The 18,729-nt window shown below is 53.9% G+C and carries 14 protein-coding genes and 1 pseudogene; 13 read left to right on the forward strand and 2 right to left on the reverse strand.

Features of this window, described 5'->3' with window-relative positions; genetic code table 11:
- Nucleotides 1–5: 5 nt before the first annotated feature.
- Nucleotides 6–572 (reverse strand): acetate uptake transporter, encoded by a 567-nt coding sequence (gene satP, locus ACT9TW_RS08620; protein WP_166717845.1) that lies wholly within the window; start codon nucleotides 570–572, stop codon nucleotides 6–8.
- 296 nt (nucleotides 573–868) lie between these two features.
- On the opposite strand from satP, the gene dnaK reads away from it, so the two are divergent.
- The 4 genes from dnaK to nhaR all read left to right on the forward strand — a co-directional run bounded on the left by dnaK (nucleotide 869) and on the right by nhaR (nucleotide 6,321).
- Nucleotides 869–2,782: a molecular chaperone DnaK gene (gene dnaK, locus ACT9TW_RS08625; RefSeq protein WP_182059528.1), complete on the forward strand. Its 1,914-nt coding sequence runs from the start codon at nucleotides 869–871 to the stop codon at nucleotides 2,780–2,782.
- 85 nt (nucleotides 2,783–2,867) lie between these two features.
- Nucleotides 2,868–4,013: a molecular chaperone DnaJ gene (gene dnaJ / locus ACT9TW_RS08630; RefSeq protein ID WP_014068842.1), complete on the forward strand. Its 1,146-nt coding sequence runs from the start codon at nucleotides 2,868–2,870 to the stop codon at nucleotides 4,011–4,013.
- Between the two features lie 174 nt (nucleotides 4,014–4,187).
- Nucleotides 4,188–5,363 carry a Na+/H+ antiporter NhaA gene (gene nhaA, locus ACT9TW_RS08635; protein WP_446492138.1) on the forward strand — a complete coding sequence of 392 codons (1,176 nt, stop codon included), beginning with the start codon at nucleotides 4,188–4,190 and terminating at the stop codon, nucleotides 5,361–5,363.
- Between the two features lie 58 nt (nucleotides 5,364–5,421).
- On the forward strand, nucleotides 5,422–6,321 hold the full coding sequence (gene nhaR, locus ACT9TW_RS08640; protein WP_446492139.1) for a transcriptional activator NhaR: 900 nt from the start codon (nucleotides 5,422–5,424) through the stop codon (nucleotides 6,319–6,321).
- A gap of 57 nt (nucleotides 6,322–6,378) precedes the next feature.
- Here nhaR and rpsT read toward each other — a convergent pair whose 3' ends face one another.
- Entirely contained in the window at nucleotides 6,379–6,642 is a 264-nt protein-coding gene (gene rpsT / locus ACT9TW_RS08645; protein WP_003856458.1) for a 30S ribosomal protein S20, read from the reverse strand.
- A 101-nt stretch (nucleotides 6,643–6,743) separates the two neighbouring features.
- Between rpsT and ACT9TW_RS08650 the strand changes: the two are divergent.
- The 9 genes and pseudogenes from ACT9TW_RS08650 to carB all read left to right on the forward strand — a co-directional run bounded on the left by ACT9TW_RS08650 (nucleotide 6,744) and on the right by carB (nucleotide 18,636).
- Nucleotides 6,744–6,962 (forward strand): annotated as a pseudogene (locus ACT9TW_RS08650) (DUF2575 domain-containing protein).
- Between the two features lie 7 nt (nucleotides 6,963–6,969).
- Complete coding sequence (gene ribF / locus ACT9TW_RS08655) at nucleotides 6,970–7,896, forward strand: bifunctional riboflavin kinase/FAD synthetase (RefSeq protein WP_446492140.1); 927 nt, start codon at nucleotides 6,970–6,972, stop codon at nucleotides 7,894–7,896.
- Between the two features lie 45 nt (nucleotides 7,897–7,941).
- Entirely contained in the window at nucleotides 7,942–10,758 is a 2,817-nt protein-coding gene (gene ileS / locus ACT9TW_RS08660; RefSeq protein WP_446492141.1) for an isoleucine--tRNA ligase, read from the forward strand.
- Entirely contained in the window at nucleotides 10,758–11,258 is a 501-nt protein-coding gene (lspA, locus tag ACT9TW_RS08665) for a signal peptidase II (RefSeq protein ID WP_446492142.1), read from the forward strand. Before ileS ends, lspA begins: the two co-directional genes overlap by 1 nt.
- 103 nt (nucleotides 11,259–11,361) lie before the next feature.
- The gene (fkpB, locus tag ACT9TW_RS08670; RefSeq protein WP_014068848.1) at nucleotides 11,362–11,811 is read left to right on the forward strand and encodes an FKBP-type peptidyl-prolyl cis-trans isomerase; all 450 of its coding nucleotides are present in this window, start codon (nucleotides 11,362–11,364) and stop codon (nucleotides 11,809–11,811) included.
- 1 nt (nucleotide 11,812) lies between these two features.
- A complete protein-coding gene (ispH, locus tag ACT9TW_RS08675) occupies nucleotides 11,813–12,763 on the forward strand; it encodes a 4-hydroxy-3-methylbut-2-enyl diphosphate reductase (protein ID WP_182059534.1) in 951 nt (316 codons plus the stop codon).
- A 205-nt stretch (nucleotides 12,764–12,968) separates the two neighbouring features.
- The gene (gene dapB / locus ACT9TW_RS08680) at nucleotides 12,969–13,790 is read left to right on the forward strand and encodes a 4-hydroxy-tetrahydrodipicolinate reductase (protein ID WP_446492143.1); all 822 of its coding nucleotides are present in this window, start codon (nucleotides 12,969–12,971) and stop codon (nucleotides 13,788–13,790) included.
- A gap of 454 nt (nucleotides 13,791–14,244) precedes the next feature.
- Nucleotides 14,245–15,393: a glutamine-hydrolyzing carbamoyl-phosphate synthase small subunit gene (gene carA / locus ACT9TW_RS08685; RefSeq protein WP_446492144.1), complete on the forward strand. Its 1,149-nt coding sequence runs from the start codon at nucleotides 14,245–14,247 to the stop codon at nucleotides 15,391–15,393.
- 18 nt (nucleotides 15,394–15,411) lie between these two features.
- A complete protein-coding gene (gene carB, locus ACT9TW_RS08690) occupies nucleotides 15,412–18,636 on the forward strand; it encodes a carbamoyl-phosphate synthase large subunit (protein WP_182059536.1) in 3,225 nt (1,074 codons plus the stop codon).
- Nucleotides 18,637–18,729: the final 93 nt, after the last annotated feature.

Genomic DNA, 18,729 nt, shown 5'->3' on the forward strand with positions numbered 1-18,729 from the left:
GGGGATCAGTGTTTTTCACCAATCGGCAGAACGGTACGACCAAACTGTTCGTTCAGTACTTCGCCCATTGCCAGGTAAATAGCGCTTGCGCCACACACCAGGCCAATCCAGCCAGCAACGTGAACGATGCCTTCGTTGTCCACCAGGTGACCAATCGCCAGCAGGGCGAACAGCACGGTCAGGCTCAGGAAGACGAACTGAAGTGCGCGGTTAGCCTTCAGGGTGCCGAAGAACATGAACAGGGTGAAGACGCCCCACAGGCCCAGATAGACGCCCAGGAAGTGTGCGTTAGCGGCATCTGCCAGGCCCATTTTAGGCATCAGCAGAATGGCGACCAGGGTCAGCCAGAAAGAACCGTAAGAGGTAAAGGCGGTTAAACCGAAGGTATTGCCTTTTTTATATTCCAGCAGGCCCGCGAAGATTTGTGCGATGCCGCCGTAGAAAATGCCCATCGCCAGGATAATGCCATCCATCGGGAACATCCCGATGTTGTGCAGGTTCAGCAGGATGGTGGTCATGCCAAAACCCATCAGGCCCAGCGGAGCCGGATTAGCCAACTTAGTGTTGCCCATAAGTCCTCAAAAAAATCATCATTAATATGGTGAAATGGTTAAACCCGCGTCAATTCTCCCTGACGGGGCGCGGCATCATAATGGGCGCAATCGATGCCGTCTATGATCTAATCAGGGTGAAATTAAAAATTTTTTTATCCTTCCCCCTTGATGGATGCCGTTGCGACCCCATCTTGTAAGCAACCGCAGTGTGTGGACCTGAAAAAAATCAAATCTGGGCAGTTGAAAAAGCACGTTCTGCCCTTATTACAGGTACACAACCACATGTTGACTGAATTTTTAGTGGAGACGTTTAGATGGGTAAAATTATTGGTATCGACCTGGGTACTACCAACTCTTGTGTAGCGATTATGGATGGCACTACTGCACGCGTGCTGGAGAACGCCGAGGGCGATCGCACCACGCCTTCTATTATTGCTTATACCCAGGATGGTGAAACTCTGGTTGGTCAGCCGGCTAAACGTCAGGCAGTGACAAACCCGCAAAACACCCTGTTTGCGATTAAACGCCTGATTGGCCGCCGCTTCCAGGACGAAGAAGTACAGCGTGATGAAGCCATCATGCCGTACAAAATCATCGGTGCTGACAACGGTGATGCATGGATTGATGTTAAAGGTCAGAAAATGGCACCACCGCAGATCTCTGCTGAAGTGCTGAAAAAAATGAAGAAAACCGCGGAAGATTACCTGGGTGAGCCGGTAACTGAAGCTGTTATCACCGTTCCTGCATACTTCAACGATGCTCAGCGTCAGGCAACCAAAGATGCTGGCCGTATCGCGGGTCTGGAAGTCAAACGTATCATCAACGAACCAACCGCAGCGGCACTGGCCTACGGTCTGGATAAAGAAGTTGGCAACCGTACTATCGCGGTTTACGACCTGGGTGGTGGTACCTTCGATATCTCTATTATCGAAATCGACGAAGTTGACGGCGAAAAAACCTTTGAAGTTCTGGCAACCAATGGTGATACCCACCTGGGTGGTGAAGACTTCGATAGCCGTATGATCAACTACCTCGTTGACGAGTTTAAGAAAGATCAGGGTATTGACCTGCGTAACGATCCGCTGGCAATGCAGCGCCTGAAAGAAGCCGCTGAGAAAGCGAAGATTGAACTCTCTTCCGCTCAGCAGACCGACGTAAACCTGCCGTACATCACTGCAGATGCGTCAGGTCCAAAACACATGAACATCAAAGTGACCCGTGCGAAACTGGAAAGCCTGGTAGAAGACCTGGTGAACCGTTCTATCGAGCCACTGAAAGTTGCACTGCAAGATGCTGGCCTGTCTGTGTCCGACATCCAGGACGTTATCCTGGTAGGTGGTCAGACGCGTATGCCAATGGTTCAGAAGAAAGTGGCTGAGTTCTTTGGTAAAGAGCCACGTAAAGACGTTAACCCGGACGAAGCTGTTGCTATCGGTGCAGCGGTTCAGGGCGGCGTGCTGACCGGTGAAGTTAAAGATGTACTGCTGCTGGACGTTACCCCGCTGTCTCTGGGTATCGAAACCATGGGCGGTGTGATGACTGCGCTCATCAACAAAAACACCACCATCCCAACGAAACACAGCCAGGTGTTCTCTACCGCTGAAGACAACCAGTCTGCGGTAACCATCCATGTGATTCAGGGTGAGCGTAAGCGTGCGTCTGATAACAAGTCTCTGGGTCAGTTCAATCTGGACGGTATCAGCCCGGCACCACGTGGAATGCCGCAGATCGAAGTTACCTTTGATATCGATGCCGACGGTATACTGCACGTGTCTGCAAAAGACAAAAACAGCGGTAAAGAGCAGAAGATCACCATCAAGGCATCTTCTGGCCTGAACGAAGCAGAAATCGAAAAAATGGTTCGCGATGCTGAAGCTAATGCTGAATCCGACCGTAAATTCGAAGAGCTGGTTCAGACCCGTAACCAGGGTGACCATCTGCTGCACAGCACCCGTAAGCAGGTTGAAGAAGCAGGCGATAAACTGCCAGCTGAAGACAAAACGGCTATCGAAGCTGCACTGAGTGCGCTGGAAACTTCTCTGAAAGGCGAAGACAAAGCGGACATCGAAGCGAAGATGCAAGAGCTGGCACAGGCTTCTCAGAAGCTGATGGAAATCGCACAGCAGCAGCACGCGCAACAGCAGGCGGGTAGCGATGCCTCTGCGAACAACGCGAAAGACGACGACGTTGTCGATGCTGAGTTCGAAGAAGTGAAAGACAAAAAATAATCGCCCTTTGAACGGGTAATTACTGGCACGGGCGAAGAGGTTTCCTCTCCGCCCGTGCACGCATGTTAGGGGCAGATAAATAAAGATGGCAAAGCAAGACTATTACGAGATTTTAGGCGTTTCCAAAACAGCGGAAGAGCGTGAAATCAAAAAGGCGTATAAGCGTCTGGCCATGAAATATCACCCGGATCGCAATCAGGGTGATAAAGAGGCTGAAGCCAAATTTAAAGAGATCAAAGAAGCCTACGAAATCCTGACCGATGCACAAAAACGTGCGGCCTACGATCAGTACGGTCACGCAGCCTTTGAGCAGGGCGGCATGGGCGGCGGTGGATTCGGTGGCGGCGGCTTTGGCGGCGGCGCTGATTTCAGCGATATCTTCGGCGACGTATTCGGCGACATCTTTGGCGGTGGCCGTGGTCGTCAACGCGCGGCCCGCGGTGCAGATCTGCGCTACAACATGGATCTGACGCTGGAAGAAGCCGTTCGCGGTGTGACCAAAGAGATCCGTATCCCGACGCTGGAAGAGTGTGACATTTGCCACGGCAGCGGCGCGAAGGCGGGAACTCAGCCACAGACCTGTCCAACCTGTCACGGCTCCGGCCAGGTACAGATGCGTCAGGGCTTCTTCGCGGTACAGCAGGCCTGTCCACACTGTCATGGTCGCGGTACGCTGATTAAAGATCCGTGCAACAAATGTCATGGCCACGGTCGCGTAGAGAAAACCAAAACCCTGTCCGTTAAAATCCCGGCCGGTGTTGATACAGGCGACCGTATTCGTCTGACCGGTGAAGGCGAAGCGGGCGAGCACGGTGCACCAGCTGGCGATCTGTACGTTCAGGTTCAGGTGAAACAGCACGCTATCTTTGAGCGTGAAGGGAACAACCTGTACTGTGAAGTGCCGATCAACTTTGCGATGGCAGCACTCGGTGGTGAAATCGAAGTGCCTACGCTGGATGGTCGTGTAAACCTGAAAGTGCCTGGTGAGACGCAGACCGGCAAACTGTTCCGGATGCGCGGTAAGGGCGTTAAATCGGTTCGCGGTGGTGCTCAGGGCGACCTGCTGTGCCGCGTGGTGGTAGAAACACCGGTCGGGCTGAACGACAAGCAGAAACAGTTGCTGAAAGAGTTGCAGGAAAGCTTTGGCGGCCCAACGGGCGAGAAAAACAGCCCACGCTCCAAAAGCTTCTTCGATGGCGTCAAAAAATTCTTCGATGATTTGACCCGCTGACACTCGACAGTAACACGACATTCTAAAAAGCCCGGAAGCGATTCCGGGCTTTTTCTATTTGTGGGTATATTTCGGAAAAAACGAACTAACACTCAACATTAATCTGTTTTTGCCGAGTTGTTAGGCTTGGTATTATGGTTTTATCGAGGTATTGTCGTAAAAGAGAGAACTTAAGTGAAATTACTACACCGTTTCTTTAGCAATGAGGCGTCTGGCGGCATCATTTTGATTATTGCCGCTCTGGCGGCCATGGTGTTGGCCAACCTGGGGGCAACACGCGAGCTCTATCATGCATTTCTGGAAACACCGGTCGAGTTACGGGTCGGCGTGCTGGAAATTAATAAAAACATGCTGCTGTGGATCAATGATGCGCTGATGGCGGTGTTTTTCCTGCTGGTAGGGTTAGAGGTTAAACGTGAGATGGTGCTCGGCTCGCTTGCCAGTCGTCAGCGCGCGGCGTTTCCGGTGATTGCCGCGCTTGGTGGCATGGTTGTTCCGGCGCTGCTCTTCCTGGCATTTACCTGGCAAGATCCGATGGCGCGCCACGGATGGGCTATTCCGGCCGCAACGGATATCGCCTTTGCGCTTGGGGTGCTGGCGCTGCTGGGTAGCCGCGTTCCCGTAGCACTGAAAATATTCCTGATGGCGCTGGCGATTATTGATGACCTGGGTGCCATCGTGATTATCGCGCTGTTCTACACCAGCGAACTGTCAATTCTGTCGCTGAGTGTGGCCGCAGGGGCCATTGCGGTACTGGCGTTGCTGAATATCTGCAACGTGCGCCGTATCGGCATCTATGTGCTGGTGGGGATAGTGCTCTGGACGGCGGTGCTAAAATCCGGCGTGCACGCCACACTGGCAGGGGTGATCGTCGGCTTCCTGGTGCCACTGAAGCCCCAGGATGGCAAATCACCGGCAAAACAGCTGGAGCATGTGCTTCACCCGTGGGTCGCCTTTATGATCCTGCCGCTGTTTGCCTTTGCTAACGCTGGCGTTTCTCTGGAAGGGGTCACGATGGATGGATTGACCTCTATGCTGCCACTCGGGGTAATTGCCGGGCTGTTTGTCGGTAAGCCACTGGGGATCAGCCTGTTCTGTTGGCTGGCACTGAAACTGAAGCTGGCATCATTGCCACAAGGTACGACATTTAAGCAGATCATGGCGGTGGGTGTGCTGTGCGGAATTGGCTTTACGATGTCTATCTTTATCTCGACGCTGGCCTTTGGCACACATGCGCCTGAGCTTATCATCTGGGCAAAACTGGGCATCCTGATTGGGTCATTACTGGCTGCGGTTATTGGTTATACCTTGTTGAAGGTGAAATTGCCCGGACAGGTTGTTCAGGCATAACAGGAAACCGGGAGAAGGGCAGCCTTCTCCCGATACACAATCAGGGAGAGAAGACGCGATGTCTCATATCAATTACAACCATCTTTACTATTTCTGGCACGTCTACAAAGAGGGCTCGGTGGTAGGCGCGGCAGAGGCGCTGTATCTGACGCCACAAACCATTACCGGACAGATTAAAGCACTGGAAGAGCGTTTACAGGGCAAGCTGTTTAAGCGTAAAGGTCGCGGTATCGAGCCAAGTGAACTGGGCGAGCTGGTTTTCCGCTACGCCGACAAGATGTTTACCTTAAGCCAGGAGATGCTGGATATCGTCAACTACCGCAAAGAGTCGAACTTGCTCTTTGATGTGGGAGTGGCGGATGCCCTGTCAAAACGGCTGGTGAGTGGTGTGCTGGATGCTGCGGTGGTAGAAGATGAACAGATCCACCTGCGCTGCTTTGAATCCACCCACGAAATGCTGCTGGAGCAGCTGAGCCAGCATAAGCTGGATATGATTATTTCGGACTGCCCGATTGATTCAACGCAGCAGGAAGGGTTGTTCTCGGTGAAGATTGGCGAGTGTGGTGTGAGCTTCTGGTGCATCAACCCACCGCCGGAAAAACCGTTCCCGGCCTGTCTGGAAGAGCGTCGTTTGCTGGTACCAGGCAGACGTTCCATGCTCGGACGTAAGCTGCAAAACTGGTTTAACTCCCAGGGGCTGAACGTGGAGATCCTCGGTGAGTTTGATGATGCCGCACTGATGAAAGCCTTTGGCGAAGCGCATAACGCTATCTTTGTTGCGCCAACGCTTTATGCGCACGATCTCTACTCGGATAACAAGATTACGGAGATTGGTCGAGTGGATAACGTGATGGAAGAGTATCACGCGATCTTTGCCGAAAGGATGATCCAGCATCCGGCGGTGCAGCGCATTTGTAATCGGGACTACTCGGCATTGTTCATGCCACCGGCAAACTGAAGACATAAAAAAACCCGCGTTAAGCGGGTTCTTTAAACAAGCAACAACAAGCGGCGATTAAGCCAGTTTGTTGATCTGCGCGGTCAGGTTTGCTTTATGACGCGCTGCTTTGTTTTTGTGGATCAGACCTTTAGCAGCCTGACGATCCACGATTGGTTGCATTTCGTTAAATGCGTTCTGCGCTGCAGCTTTGTCGCCAGCTTCGATAGCTGCGTATACTTTCTTGATGAAAGTACGCATCATAGAGCGACGGCTTGCGTTGTGCTTACGAGCCTTTTCAGACTGTACAGCACGTTTCTTAGCTGATTTGATATTAGCCAAGTCCAACTCCCAAATATGATCTATGTGGACAATTCAAAGGCCGAGGAATATGCCCTCTTTGCCTTCTTTTGTCAATGGATTTGTGCAAATAAGCGCCGTTTATGAGCGACGCTACGTTACGTAGTGATGGCGCAGGATTCTACCAGCTTGTCTGTCGTGAATACAGCTTTTCGGCACAAAAATCGCAGTTCGCGGGCAGATTTTTTCACTCCGAAAGGTCAGCATGATGAAATCATTACGGCTTTCTGTTTTGCGTGAACAATCGTCGGTTAACCTTAACCGCTGTACAAGGTATACTTTGGCGATTTTCACTGTTTTGAGCCAGTCATGAAGCTGATACGCGGCATACATAATCTCAGTAAAGCCCCGCACGGGTGCGTTCTGACCATTGGTAATTTCGACGGCGTGCATCGTGGGCATCAGGCGCTGTTACAAGGATTGCGTAAAGAGGGGGAGGCGCGTGGCCTGCCCGTTGTGGTCATGATTTTTGAGCCACAGCCGCTGGAGCTGTTTGCGGGCGAGAAGTCACCTGCGCGGCTTACCCGGCTACGCGAGAAATTGCGCTACCTTGCCGAGTGCGGTGTGGACTACGTGCTGTGTGTACGATTCGATCGTCGCTTTGCAGCGCTGACAGCACAAAATTTTGTCGGTGAGCTGTTAGTTAAGCGTCTTGGCGTACAGTTTCTCGCAGTAGGTGATGATTTCCGCTTTGGCGCTGGTCGTCAGGGCGATTTCTTGTTATTACAGAAGGCTGGCCTGGAGTACGGTTTTGACGTCACCAGCGCCATGACCTTCTGCGAGGGTGGCGTTCGGGTCAGCAGCACGGCGGTGCGCCAGGCACTTGCGGATGATGATCTGGACACGGCAGAAAACCTGCTTGGACACCCCTTCATCATTTCCGGGCGCGTGGTACATGGCGATGCCCTGGGCCGCACTATTGGTTTCCCGACGGCGAATATCCCGCTGCGTCGTCAGGTTTCCCCGGTAAAAGGGGTCTACGCGGTGGAAGTGGCCGGACTGGGCGAAAAGCCGTATTTCGGTGTGGCCAACATTGGCACGCGTCCAACGGTTGCCGGCGTGCGACAGCAGCTTGAAGTGCACCTGCTGGACGTTGTAATGGACCTCTACGGTCGCCATATAGATGTAATACTGCGTAAAAAAATACGCAATGAGCAGCGATTTGCTTCGCTGGACGAACTTAAGGCGCAAATAGCGCGAGATGAATTAACGGCCCGCGAGTTTTTTGGGCTTTGAACCCGGCTTAAATGCCTACGTGATAAATACGGAACCGAGAATCTGATGAGTGACTATAAATCAACCCTGAATTTGCCGGAAACAGGGTTCCCGATGCGCGGCGATCTCGCCAAGCGTGAACCGGGAATGCTGGCGCGTTGGACCGATGATGACCTGTACGGCATCATTCGTGCAGCCAAAAAAGGCAAAAAAACCTTCATTCTGCATGATGGCCCTCCATATGCGAATGGCAGCATTCATATTGGTCACTCTGTAAACAAGATTCTGAAAGACATTATCGTGAAGTCCAAAGGCCTCACGGGTTTTGACTCGCCTTACGTTCCGGGCTGGGATTGCCACGGTCTGCCAATCGAGCTGAAAGTGGAGCAGGAATTCGGTAAGCCGGGCGAGAAGTTCACCGCCGCAGAATTCCGCGCGAAATGCCGCGAATACGCTGCCACTCAGGTTGACGGCCAGCGTGCTGACTTCATCCGTCTGGGCGTGCTGGGCGACTGGTCGCACCCGTATCTGACCATGGACTTCAAAACCGAAGCCAACATCATCCGCGCGCTGGGCAAAATCATCGGCAACGGCCACCTGCACAAAGGCGCGAAGCCGGTGCACTGGTGCGTTGACTGCCGTTCTGCGCTGGCAGAAGCGGAAGTTGAGTATTACGACAAAACCTCTCCGTCTATCGACGTGGAGTTCCATGCCGTCGATCAGGAAGCGGTGAAAGCCAAATTTGGCGTGACTTCTGTAAACGGCCCAGTATCGCTGGTTATCTGGACTACCACCCCGTGGACCCTGCCAGCCAACCGTGCGATCTCCCTGTCTGGCGAGTTCGAATATGCGCTGGTGCAGGTTGAAGGTCAGGCGGTTATCCTGGCGAAAGATCTGGTTGAAAGCGTGCTGAAACGCGCGCACATCACCGACTACACCGTGCTGGGCACTGTGAAAGGCGACGCGCTGGAACTGATGCGCTTCAAACATCCGTTCCTCGACTTCGACGTTCCGGCTATCCTGGGCGACCATGTCACGCTGGAAGCGGGTACCGGTGCGGTGCATACCGCCGGTGGCCACGGCCCGGACGATTACAATATCAGCCTGAAATACGGTCTTGAAATCGCTAACCCGGTTGGCCCGGACGGCTCATACCTGCCTGGCACTTACCCGTCGCTGGACGGTATCAACGTCTTTAAAGCGAACGACATCATCGTCGATATGCTGCGTGACCGCGGCGCGTTGCTGCACGTTGAAAAAATGCAGCACAGCTACCCATGCTGCTGGCGTCACAAATCACCGATCATCTTCCGTGCGACCCCGCAGTGGTTCGTCAGCATGGATCAGAAAGGCCTGCGTGCGCAGTCCCTGCAAGAGATCAAAGGCGTGCAGTGGATCCCGGACTGGGGTCAGGCGCGTATCGAATCCATGGTGGCTAACCGTCCTGACTGGTGTATCTCCCGTCAGCGTACCTGGGGCGTGCCGATGTCTCTGTTCGTGCATAAAGAGACGCAAGAGCTGCACCCGAACACTCTGGAACTGATGGAAGAAGTGGCGAAGCGTGTTGAAGCTGACGGCATTCAGGCGTGGTGGGATCTCGACTCCCGCGACATCCTGGGCGCAGACGCTGACAACTACGAGAAAGTGCCAGATACCCTGGACGTGTGGTTCGACTCCGGTTCTACCCACTCTTCCGTCGTTGACGTGCGCCCGGAATTTACCGGTCACGCTGCCGACATGTATCTGGAAGGTTCTGACCAGCACCGTGGCTGGTTCATGTCATCTCTGATGATCTCCACCGCCATGAAAGGCAAAGCGCCATACCGTCAGGTACTGACCCACGGCTTCACCGTGGATGGTCAGGGACGCAAGATGTCCAAATCTATCGGTAACACCGTTTCTCCTCAGGATGTGATGAACAAACTGGGTGCGGACATTCTGCGTCTGTGGGTGGCATCTACCGATTACACCGGCGAAATGGCGGTGTCTGACGAGATCCTCAAACGCGCAGCCGACAGCTATCGTCGTATCCGTAACACCGCGCGCTTCCTGCTGGCGAACCTGAATGGTTTTGATCCAGTGAAAGACATGGTGAAACCGGAAGAGATGGTCGTTCTGGATCGCTGGGCGGTAGGCTGCGCGAAAGCGGCACAGGACGATATCCTGAAAGCCTATGAGTCTTACGACTTCCACGAAGTGGTGCAGCGCCTGATGCGTTTCTGCTCCATCGAAATGGGCTCGTTCTACCTCGACATCATCAAAGACCGTCAGTACACCGCGAAAGCAGACAGCGTGGCGCGTCGTAGCTGCCAGACTGCGCTGTATCACATCGCAGAAGCGCTGGTGCGCTGGATGGCGCCGATCATGTCCTTCACCGCAGATGAAATCTGGGGCTATCTGCCAGGCGACCGTGAGAAGTATGTCTTCACCGGCGAGTGGTACGAAGGTCTGTTCGATCTCTCCGCTACTGAAGCAATGAACGATGCCTTCTGGGACGAGCTGCTGAAAGTGCGTGGCGAAGTGAACAAGGTTATCGAGCAGGCGCGTGCTGACAAGAAAGTCGGTGGCTCTCTGGAAGCAGCAGTGACCCTGTACGCAGAACCTGAGCTGGCGGCGAAACTGACGGCGCTGGGCGATGAATTGCGATTTGTCCTGTTGACCTCGGGTGCGAAAGTTGCGGATTATGCCGACGCTTCTGCTGATGCCCAGCAGAGCGAACTGCTCAAAGGGCTGAAAGTCGCACTGAGCAAAGCCGAAGGTGATAAATGCCCGCGTTGCTGGCATTACACCACTGATGTCGGCCAGGTGGCGGAACACGCAGAGATCTGCGGACGCTGTGTAAGCAACGTCGCCGGTGACGGCGAGAAACGTAAGTTTGCCTGATGAGTAAATCTCTCTGTTCAACAGGACTGCGCTGGCTGTGGCTGGTTGTGGTAGTGCTGATTATTGATCTGGGCAGCAAGTTCCTGATCCTCCAGAACTTTGCTCTGGGGGATACGGTGTCGCTGTTCCCGTCCCTTAATCTGCATTACGCGCGTAACTACGGCGCGGCGTTTAGTTTCCTTGCTGACAGCGGTGGCTGGCAGCGCTGGTTCTTCGCGGGTATCGCTATCGGTATCTGCGTGATTCTGGCGGTGCTGATGTTCCGTTCGAAGGCAACGCAAAAACTGAATAACATCGCCTACGCGCTGATCATTGGTGGCGCGTTAGGTAACCTGTTTGATCGCCTGTGGCACGGCTTTGTGGTCGATATGATCGACTTCTACGTCGGCGACTGGCACTTCGCAACCTTTAACCTGGCCGATAGCGCAATTTGTATCGGTGCGGCGTTAATCGTGCTGGAAGGCTTCTTGCCAAACGCAGCCGCGAAGAAGCAGGCTTAAACCCCGCCGGGCGGCGCTTCGCTTGCACCGGCCTACGGTAATGTAGGCCCGGTAAGCGCAGCGCCACCGGGCAACAGGCACCAAAAACAAGCGAGCAATTTGCATGTCTAAATCCGTACAGAGCAACAGCGCAGTCCTCGTTCACTTCACGCTGAAACTGGATGATGGCTCCACGGCTGAATCCACCCGCAACAATGGTAAACCCGCCCTGTTCCGTCTGGGTGATACCACACTCTCCGAAGGTCTTGAACAACAGCTTCTGGGTCTGAAAGAGGGCGAGAAAAAGGCGTTTGCGCTGGAGCCGGATGCGGCGTTTGGTGTGCCAAGCCCGGACCTGATTCAGTATTTCTCGCGTCGTGAGTTCATGGATGCGGGTGAGCCTGAGATCGGGGCGATTATGCTCTTTACCGCTATGGATGGCAGCGAAATGCCTGGCGTGATCCGCGAAATTAACGGCGACTCCATCACCGTAGATTTCAACCATCCGCTTGCCGGGCGTACCGTCCATTTTGATATTGAAGTGCTGGAGATTGATCCGGCACTGGAGGCCTGAAATGCAGATCCTGTTGGCTAACCCGCGCGGCTTTTGCGCCGGTGTAGACCGCGCTATCAGCATTGTTGAAAACGCGCTGGAAATCTACGGCGCGCCAATTTATGTGCGTCATGAAGTGGTGCACAACCGTTACGTGGTGGATAGCCTGCGCGAGCGTGGCGCTATCTTTATTGAGCAGATCAGTGAGGTGCCGGACGGCGCGATCCTGATTTTCTCTGCGCATGGGGTGTCTCAGGCGGTACGTAACGAAGCGAAAAGCCGTGATTTAACCGTCTTCGATGCCACTTGTCCGTTAGTGACGAAAGTGCATATGGAAGTGGCACGCGCCAGCCGTCGCGGTGAAGAGTCGATCCTGATTGGCCATGCGGGCCATCCGGAAGTCGAAGGCACCATGGGGCAGTACAGCAACCCGGAAGGGGGCATGTACCTGGTCGAATCACCGGAAGATGTGTTTACCCTGGACGTGAAAAACGAAGCCCGTCTGTCGTTTATGACTCAGACTACGCTCTCTGTGGATGACACCTCTGATGTGATTGATGCGCTTCGTCAGCGTTTCCCGAAAATCGTTGGGCCGCGTAAAGATGATATCTGCTACGCCACCACTAACCGTCAGGAAGCCGTACGCGCCCTGGCTGAACAGGCTGATGTAGTGCTGGTTGTTGGCTCGAAGAACTCTTCTAACTCCAACCGTCTGGCTGAGCTTGCGCAGCGTATGGGGAAAGCGGCATTCCTGATTGATGATGCAACGGACATTCAGGAAGCGTGGGTTAAAAGCGCCGCCTGCGTCGGCGTCACTGCCGGGGCATCTGCACCGGATATTCTGGTTCAGAACGTGATTGCCCGCTTGCAGGAGCTGGGTGGTGGCGAAGCGATACCGCTGGAAGGACGCGAAGAGAACATCGTTTTCGAAGTCCCGAAAGAACTGCGTATCGATGCACGCGAAGTGGAATAATCCCTTTTCAGATAAAAGGCCAGCACCTCCTGTGCTGGCCTTTTTTTTTGCCAATCTTTTATCGTGATGACTTAATCATGTCTTTTACTGATATTTAAGTCGGTTTCACGTTAAATTCTAATTATCGGTGTTTTCAGTTGGCAGCCTTCACTCAGGCTGGTTAATCTGAAAACGGTTTACATCATTTTAACGTAAGAGAATAACTATGCATGATGCACAGATCCGTGTCGCTATTGCGGGCGCGGGTGGACGTATGGGTCGCCAGCTGATTCAGGCGGCACTACAGATGGATGGCGTGGCACTTGGCGCGGCGCTGGAGCGTGAAGGTTCATCGCTTCTGGGAACCGATGCCGGTGAGCTGGCAGGCGCAGGCAAGACGGGCGTTAGCGTACAGAGCAGCCTGGATGCCGTAAAAGATGACTTTGATGTGTTCATCGATTTCACGCGCCCGGAAGGGACGCTGAACCACCTGGCGTTTTGCCGCCAGCACGGTAAAGGCATGGTGATTGGTACCACCGGTTTTGATGATGCCGGTAAACAGGCCATCCAGGATGCGTCAAACGAGATTGCGATTGTCTTCGCCGCTAACTTCAGCGTGGGCGTAAACGTCATGCTGAAGCTGCTGGAGAAGGCCGCGAAAGTGATGGGTGACTACACCGACATTGAGATTGTCGAAGCTCACCACCGCCATAAAGTCGATGCGCCATCGGGCACGGCGCTGGCGATGGGCGAAGCGATTGCTCATGCACTGGATAAAGATTTGAAAGACTGCGCGGTGTATACCCGCGAAGGACACACCGGCGAACGTGTTCCGGGCACGATTGGTTTTGCAACCGTCCGTGCAGGCGACATCGTCGGCGAACATACAGCGATGTTCGCCGATATTGGCGAACGTGTGGAGATTACGCATAAAGCCTCCAGCCGTATGACCTTTGCAAATGGTGCCGTGCGTTCTGCTTTGTGGTTAAAAGGCAAGGATAATGGTCTTTTTGATATGAGAGATGTGCTCGATCTAAACAATTTGTAAGATTTATTACCCATCGTGATGTGGTTATTGCAGTCGTAAGGCATTGATTGCATAGGGCAATAATTTATTGCCCTTTTATTTTATCTGTCTTTCATTTTTTTACTATCAAAGTGCTGAAATATTGCAATCTTCATCTGATTTTGTGTTGCGGTAATGTAAGTTTTGACCATCTGGTCTACTTTTTATTGTGCCAGGACGCAGATTTCCATTAAACTTGCCACGCAAGCGTTTTCCGATGTGATTTACTTGATCTTTTTGTCGCTTAAAGCACATTCCCGCCACCAGGCCTGCAAAAGAATAAACAAAATATCCGTTTTAAGTTGACTTTTACCCTCTGAATACCCAGAATGCCGCCGTTTGCCAAAAATCCGCTGGCAACACATTTGCATTGCTTCATGACGTGGTTATGAATTAATATGCAAATAAAGTGAGTGAATATTCTCTGGAGGGTGTTTTGATTAAGTCAGCGCTATTGGTTCTGGAAGACGGAACCCAGTTTATCGGTCGGGCCATAGGGGCAACGGGTTCGGCGGTTGGGGAAGTCGTTTTCAATACTTCAATGACCGGTTATCAAGAAATCCTCACTGATCCTTCCTATTCTCGCCAAATCGTTACTCTTACTTATCCTCATATCGGCAATGTCGGCACCAATGCTGCTGACGAAGAATCCTCTCAGGTACATGCGCAAGGCCTGGTCATTCGTGACCTGCCGCTGATTGCCAGCAACTACCGCAATACTGAGGATCTCTCTTCTTACCTGAAACGCCATAACATCGTGGCGATTGCCGATATCGATACCCGTAAGTTAACGCGTCTGCTGCGCGAGAAGGGTGCACAGAACGGCTGCATCATCGCAGGTGATAACCTGGATGCGGCACTGGCGCTTGAAAAAGCGAAAGCCTTCCCGGGTCTGAACGGCATGGATCTGGCGAAAGAAGTGACCACCGCAGAAGCCTACAGCTGGACACAGGGTAGCTGGACGCTGGAAGGCGAATTGCCGGAAGCGAAACCAGAAAGCGAGCTGCCGTTCCACGTTGTTGCTTATGATTTCGGTGCCAAGCGCAATATCCTGCGCATGTTGGTTGACCGTGGCTGCCGCCTGACCGTGGTTCCGGCGAAAACCTCGGCTGAAGACGTGCTGAAGATGAACCCGGACGGCATTTTCCTCTCAAACGGCCCTGGTGATCCGGCGCCGTGCGATTACGCTATCGACGCGATTAAATCCTTCCTGGAAACCGATATCCCGGTCTTCGGCATCTGCCTCGGCCATCAGCTGCTGGCGCTGGCGAGCGGTGCGAACACCGTTAAGATGAAGTTCGGTCACCACGGTGGTAACCACCCGGTGAAAGATATCGACAACAATACCGTAATGATTACGGCGCAGAACCATGGCTTCGCGGTGGATGAGGCTTCCATGCCTGCCAGCCTTCGCGTAACGCACAAATCGCTGTTCGATGGCACCCTGCAAGGTATCCACCGTACCGATAAGCCTGCGTTTAGCTTCCAGGGTCACCCGGAAGCCAGCCCTGGCCCGCACGATGCTGCGCCGCTGTTCGATCACTTCATCGAACTTATTGAGCTTTACCGTAAGACCGCTAAATAATCAGGAGCCGAGAAGACAATGCCAAAACGTACAGACATAAAAAGCATCCTGATCCTTGGCGCTGGCCCGATCGTTATCGGCCAGGCCTGTGAATTTGACTACTCCGGTGCGCAGGCGTGTAAAGCGCTGCGTGAAGAGGGCTACCGCGTCATTCTGGTGAACTCTAACCCGGCAACCATCATGACCGACCCGGAAATGGCTGATGCAACTTACATAGAGCCGATTCACTGGGAAGTGGTTCGCAAAATCATCGAAAAAGAGCGCCCGGATGCGGTGCTGCCAACGATGGGCGGCCAGACTGCACTGAACTGTGCGCTGGAGCTTGAGCGTCAGGGCGTGCTGGCAGAGTTTGGTGTGACCATGATTGGTGCCACCGCCGATGCGATTGATAAAGCAGAAGACCGTCGTCGCTTCGACGTGGCGATGAAAAAAATCGGCCTCGACACCGCGCGTTCCGGTATTGCGCACAATATGGAAGAAGCGCTGGCTGTTGCGGCCGACGTAGGTTATCCGTGCATCATCCGTCCTTCCTTCACCATGGGCGGCACCGGCGGCGGTATCGCTTACAACCGTGAAGAGTTCGAAGAGATTTGCGAACGTGGTCTGGACCTCTCCCCAACCAAAGAGCTGCTGATTGATGAATCGCTGATTGGCTGGAAAGAGTACGAGATGGAAGTGGTGCGTGATAAAAACGACAACTGCATCATCGTCTGCTCCATCGAAAACTTCGATGCGATGGGTATTCACACCGGTGACTCTATCACCGTAGCGCCAGCCCAGACGCTGACCGACAAAGAGTACCAAATCATGCGTAACGCCTCGATGGCGGTACTGCGTGAAATCGGCGTTGAAACCGGTGGTTCTAACGTTCAGTTCTCGGTGAACCCGAAAACCGGCCGCCTGATTGTTATCGAAATGAACCCGCGTGTATCCCGTTCCTCAGCGCTGGCTTCAAAAGCAACCGGCTTCCCGATTGCCAAAATCGCCGCGAAACTGGCGGTGGGTTACACCCTCGACGAGCTGATGAACGACATCACCGGCGGCCGCACCCCTGCGTCCTTCGAACCGTCTATCGACTACGTTGTGACGAAAATCCCTCGCTTCAACTTCGAGAAATTTGCTGGCGCAAACGACCGTCTGACAACCCAGATGAAATCCGTGGGCGAAGTGATGGCAATTGGCCGCACCCAGCAGGAATCCATGCAGAAAGCGCTGCGTGGCCTGGAAGTGGGCGCGACCGGTTTTGACCCGAAAGTGAGCCTGGATGACCCAGAAGCGCTGACCAAAATTCGCCGCGAGCTGAAAGATGCAGGCGCAGAGCGTATCTGGTACATCGCCGATGCCTTCCGTGCTGGTCTGTCCGTAGATGGCGTGTTCAACCTGACCAACATCGACCGCTGGTTCCTGGTGCAGATTGAAGAGCTGGTTCGTCTGGAAGAGCAAGTGGCGGAGCTGGGCATCACTGGCCTTGACGCTGATTTCCTGCGCGTGCTGAAGCGTAAAGGCTTTGCCGATGCGCGTCTGGCAAAACTGGCGGGCGTACGCGAAGCGGAAATCCGCAAGCTGCGTGACCAGTACAACCTGCACCCGGTTTACAAACGTGTAGATACCTGTGCGGCAGAGTTTGCGACCGACACCGCGTACATGTACTCCACGTATGAAGATGAGTGCGAAGCGAACCCGTCTGTCGACCGCGACAAGATTATGGTACTGGGCGGCGGGCCAAACCGTATCGGCCAGGGCATCGAATTCGATTACTGCTGCGTACACGCCTCTCTGGCGCTGCGTGAAGACGGTTACGAAACCATCATGGTTAACTGTAACCCAGAAACCGTATCGACTGACTACGACACTTCTGACCGTCTGTACTTTGAGCCGGTAACGCTAGAAGACGTGCTGGAAATCGTACGTATCGAGAAGCCGAAAGGCGTCATCGTGCAGTACGGCGGCCAGACCCCGCTGAAACTGGCGCGTGCGCTGGAAGCAGCCGGTGTACCGGTTATCGGTACAAGCCCGGATGCGATTGACCGTGCCGAAGACCGTGAGCGTTTCCAGCAGGCGGTTGACCGTCTGAAGCTGAAACAACCGGCAAACGCCACCGTCACCGCGATTGAGATGGCCGTTGAGAAGGCAAAAGATATCGGTTATCCGCTGGTGGTGCGTCCTTCCTACGTGCTCGGTGGCCGCGCAATGGAAATCGTCTACGACGAAGCCGACCTGCGTCGCTACTTCCAGACTGCGGTAAGCGTCTCTAACGATGCGCCAGTGCTGCTCGACCGCTTCCTGGACGATGCTGTAGAAGTGGACGTGGACGCCATCTGCGACGGCGAAATGGTGCTGATTGGCGGCATCATGGAGCACATCGAACAGGCGGGCGTGCACTCCGGTGACTCTGCATGTTCTCTGCCAGCGTATACGCTGAGCCAGGAAATTCAGGACGTGATGCGCCAGCAGGTGCAGAAACTGGCCTTCGAGTTGCAGGTTCGTGGTCTGATGAACGTCCAGTTCGCTGTAAAAAACAACGAAGTGTACCTGATTGAAGTGAACCCGCGTGCGGCACGTACCGTACCGTTCGTCTCCAAAGCGACCGGCGTTCCGCTGGCGAAAGTGGCGGCGCGCGTGATGGCAGGCCAGACGCTGGCTCAGCAGGGCGTGACGAAAGAAATCATCCCACCGTACTACTCGGTGAAAGAAGTGGTACTGCCGTTCAACAAATTCCCGGGCGTTGACCCACTGTTAGGGCCAGAAATGCGCTCTACCGGGGAAGTGATGGGCGTGGGCCGCACCTTCGCAGAAGCGTTCGCGAAAGCGCAGCTGGGCAGTAGCTCTACGATGAGAAAATCAGGCCGTGCGCTGCTCTCTGTGCGCGAAGGTGATAAAGAGCGCGTGGTTGACCTGGCCGCCAAGCTGCTGAAACAGGGCTTCGAGCTGGATGCAACCCACGGCACGGCGATTGTGCTTGGTGAAGCGGGTATCAATCCACGTCTGGTGAACAAGGTGCATGAAGGTCGTCCGCACATTCAGGACCGTATCAAGAATGGCGAATACACCTACATCATCAACACCACGGCGGGCCGCCAGGCGATTGAAGACTCTAAGCTGATTCGCCGCAGCGCGCTGCAATACAAGGTGCACTACGACACCACCCTGAACGGCGGTTTCGCAACAGCTATGGCGCTGAACGCGGATGCGACCGAGAAGGTGATTTCGGTGCAGGAAATGCACGCGCAGATTAACAAGTAAGTAAAAATGCCCGGCGGCATTCCGCGGCCGGGCATTATCCCCACCTTCAGAACCTTCTGGTTTTCCATCCTCTTTCAGTCAGTTAGCCTAAAA

This window comes from Enterobacter sp. C4G1 (assembly GCF_052886895.1).

What these genes read in the sequence shown, in the direction of transcription:
- dapB (WP_446492143.1), top strand. Translation starts at nt 12,969, where the DNA reads ATGCATGATGCACAGATCCGTGTCGCTATTGCGGGCGCGGGTGGACGT.
- lspA (WP_446492142.1), top strand. Translation starts at nt 10,758, where the DNA reads ATGAGTAAATCTCTCTGTTCAACAGGACTGCGCTGGCTGTGGCTGGTT.
- dnaJ (WP_014068842.1), top strand. Translation starts at nt 2,868, where the DNA reads ATGGCAAAGCAAGACTATTACGAGATTTTAGGCGTTTCCAAAACAGCG.
- dnaK (WP_182059528.1), top strand. Translation starts at nt 869, where the DNA reads ATGGGTAAAATTATTGGTATCGACCTGGGTACTACCAACTCTTGTGTA.
- ispH (WP_182059534.1), top strand. Translation starts at nt 11,813, where the DNA reads ATGCAGATCCTGTTGGCTAACCCGCGCGGCTTTTGCGCCGGTGTAGAC.
- carB (WP_182059536.1), top strand. Translation starts at nt 15,412, where the DNA reads ATGCCAAAACGTACAGACATAAAAAGCATCCTGATCCTTGGCGCTGGC.
- satP (WP_166717845.1), bottom strand. Translation starts at nt 572, where the DNA reads ATGGGCAACACTAAGTTGGCTAATCCGGCTCCGCTGGGCCTGATGGGT.
- nhaR (WP_446492139.1), top strand. Translation starts at nt 5,422, where the DNA reads ATGTCTCATATCAATTACAACCATCTTTACTATTTCTGGCACGTCTAC.
- ileS (WP_446492141.1), top strand. Translation starts at nt 7,942, where the DNA reads ATGAGTGACTATAAATCAACCCTGAATTTGCCGGAAACAGGGTTCCCG.
- ribF (WP_446492140.1), top strand. Translation starts at nt 6,970, where the DNA reads ATGAAGCTGATACGCGGCATACATAATCTCAGTAAAGCCCCGCACGGG.
- fkpB (WP_014068848.1), top strand. Translation starts at nt 11,362, where the DNA reads ATGTCTAAATCCGTACAGAGCAACAGCGCAGTCCTCGTTCACTTCACG.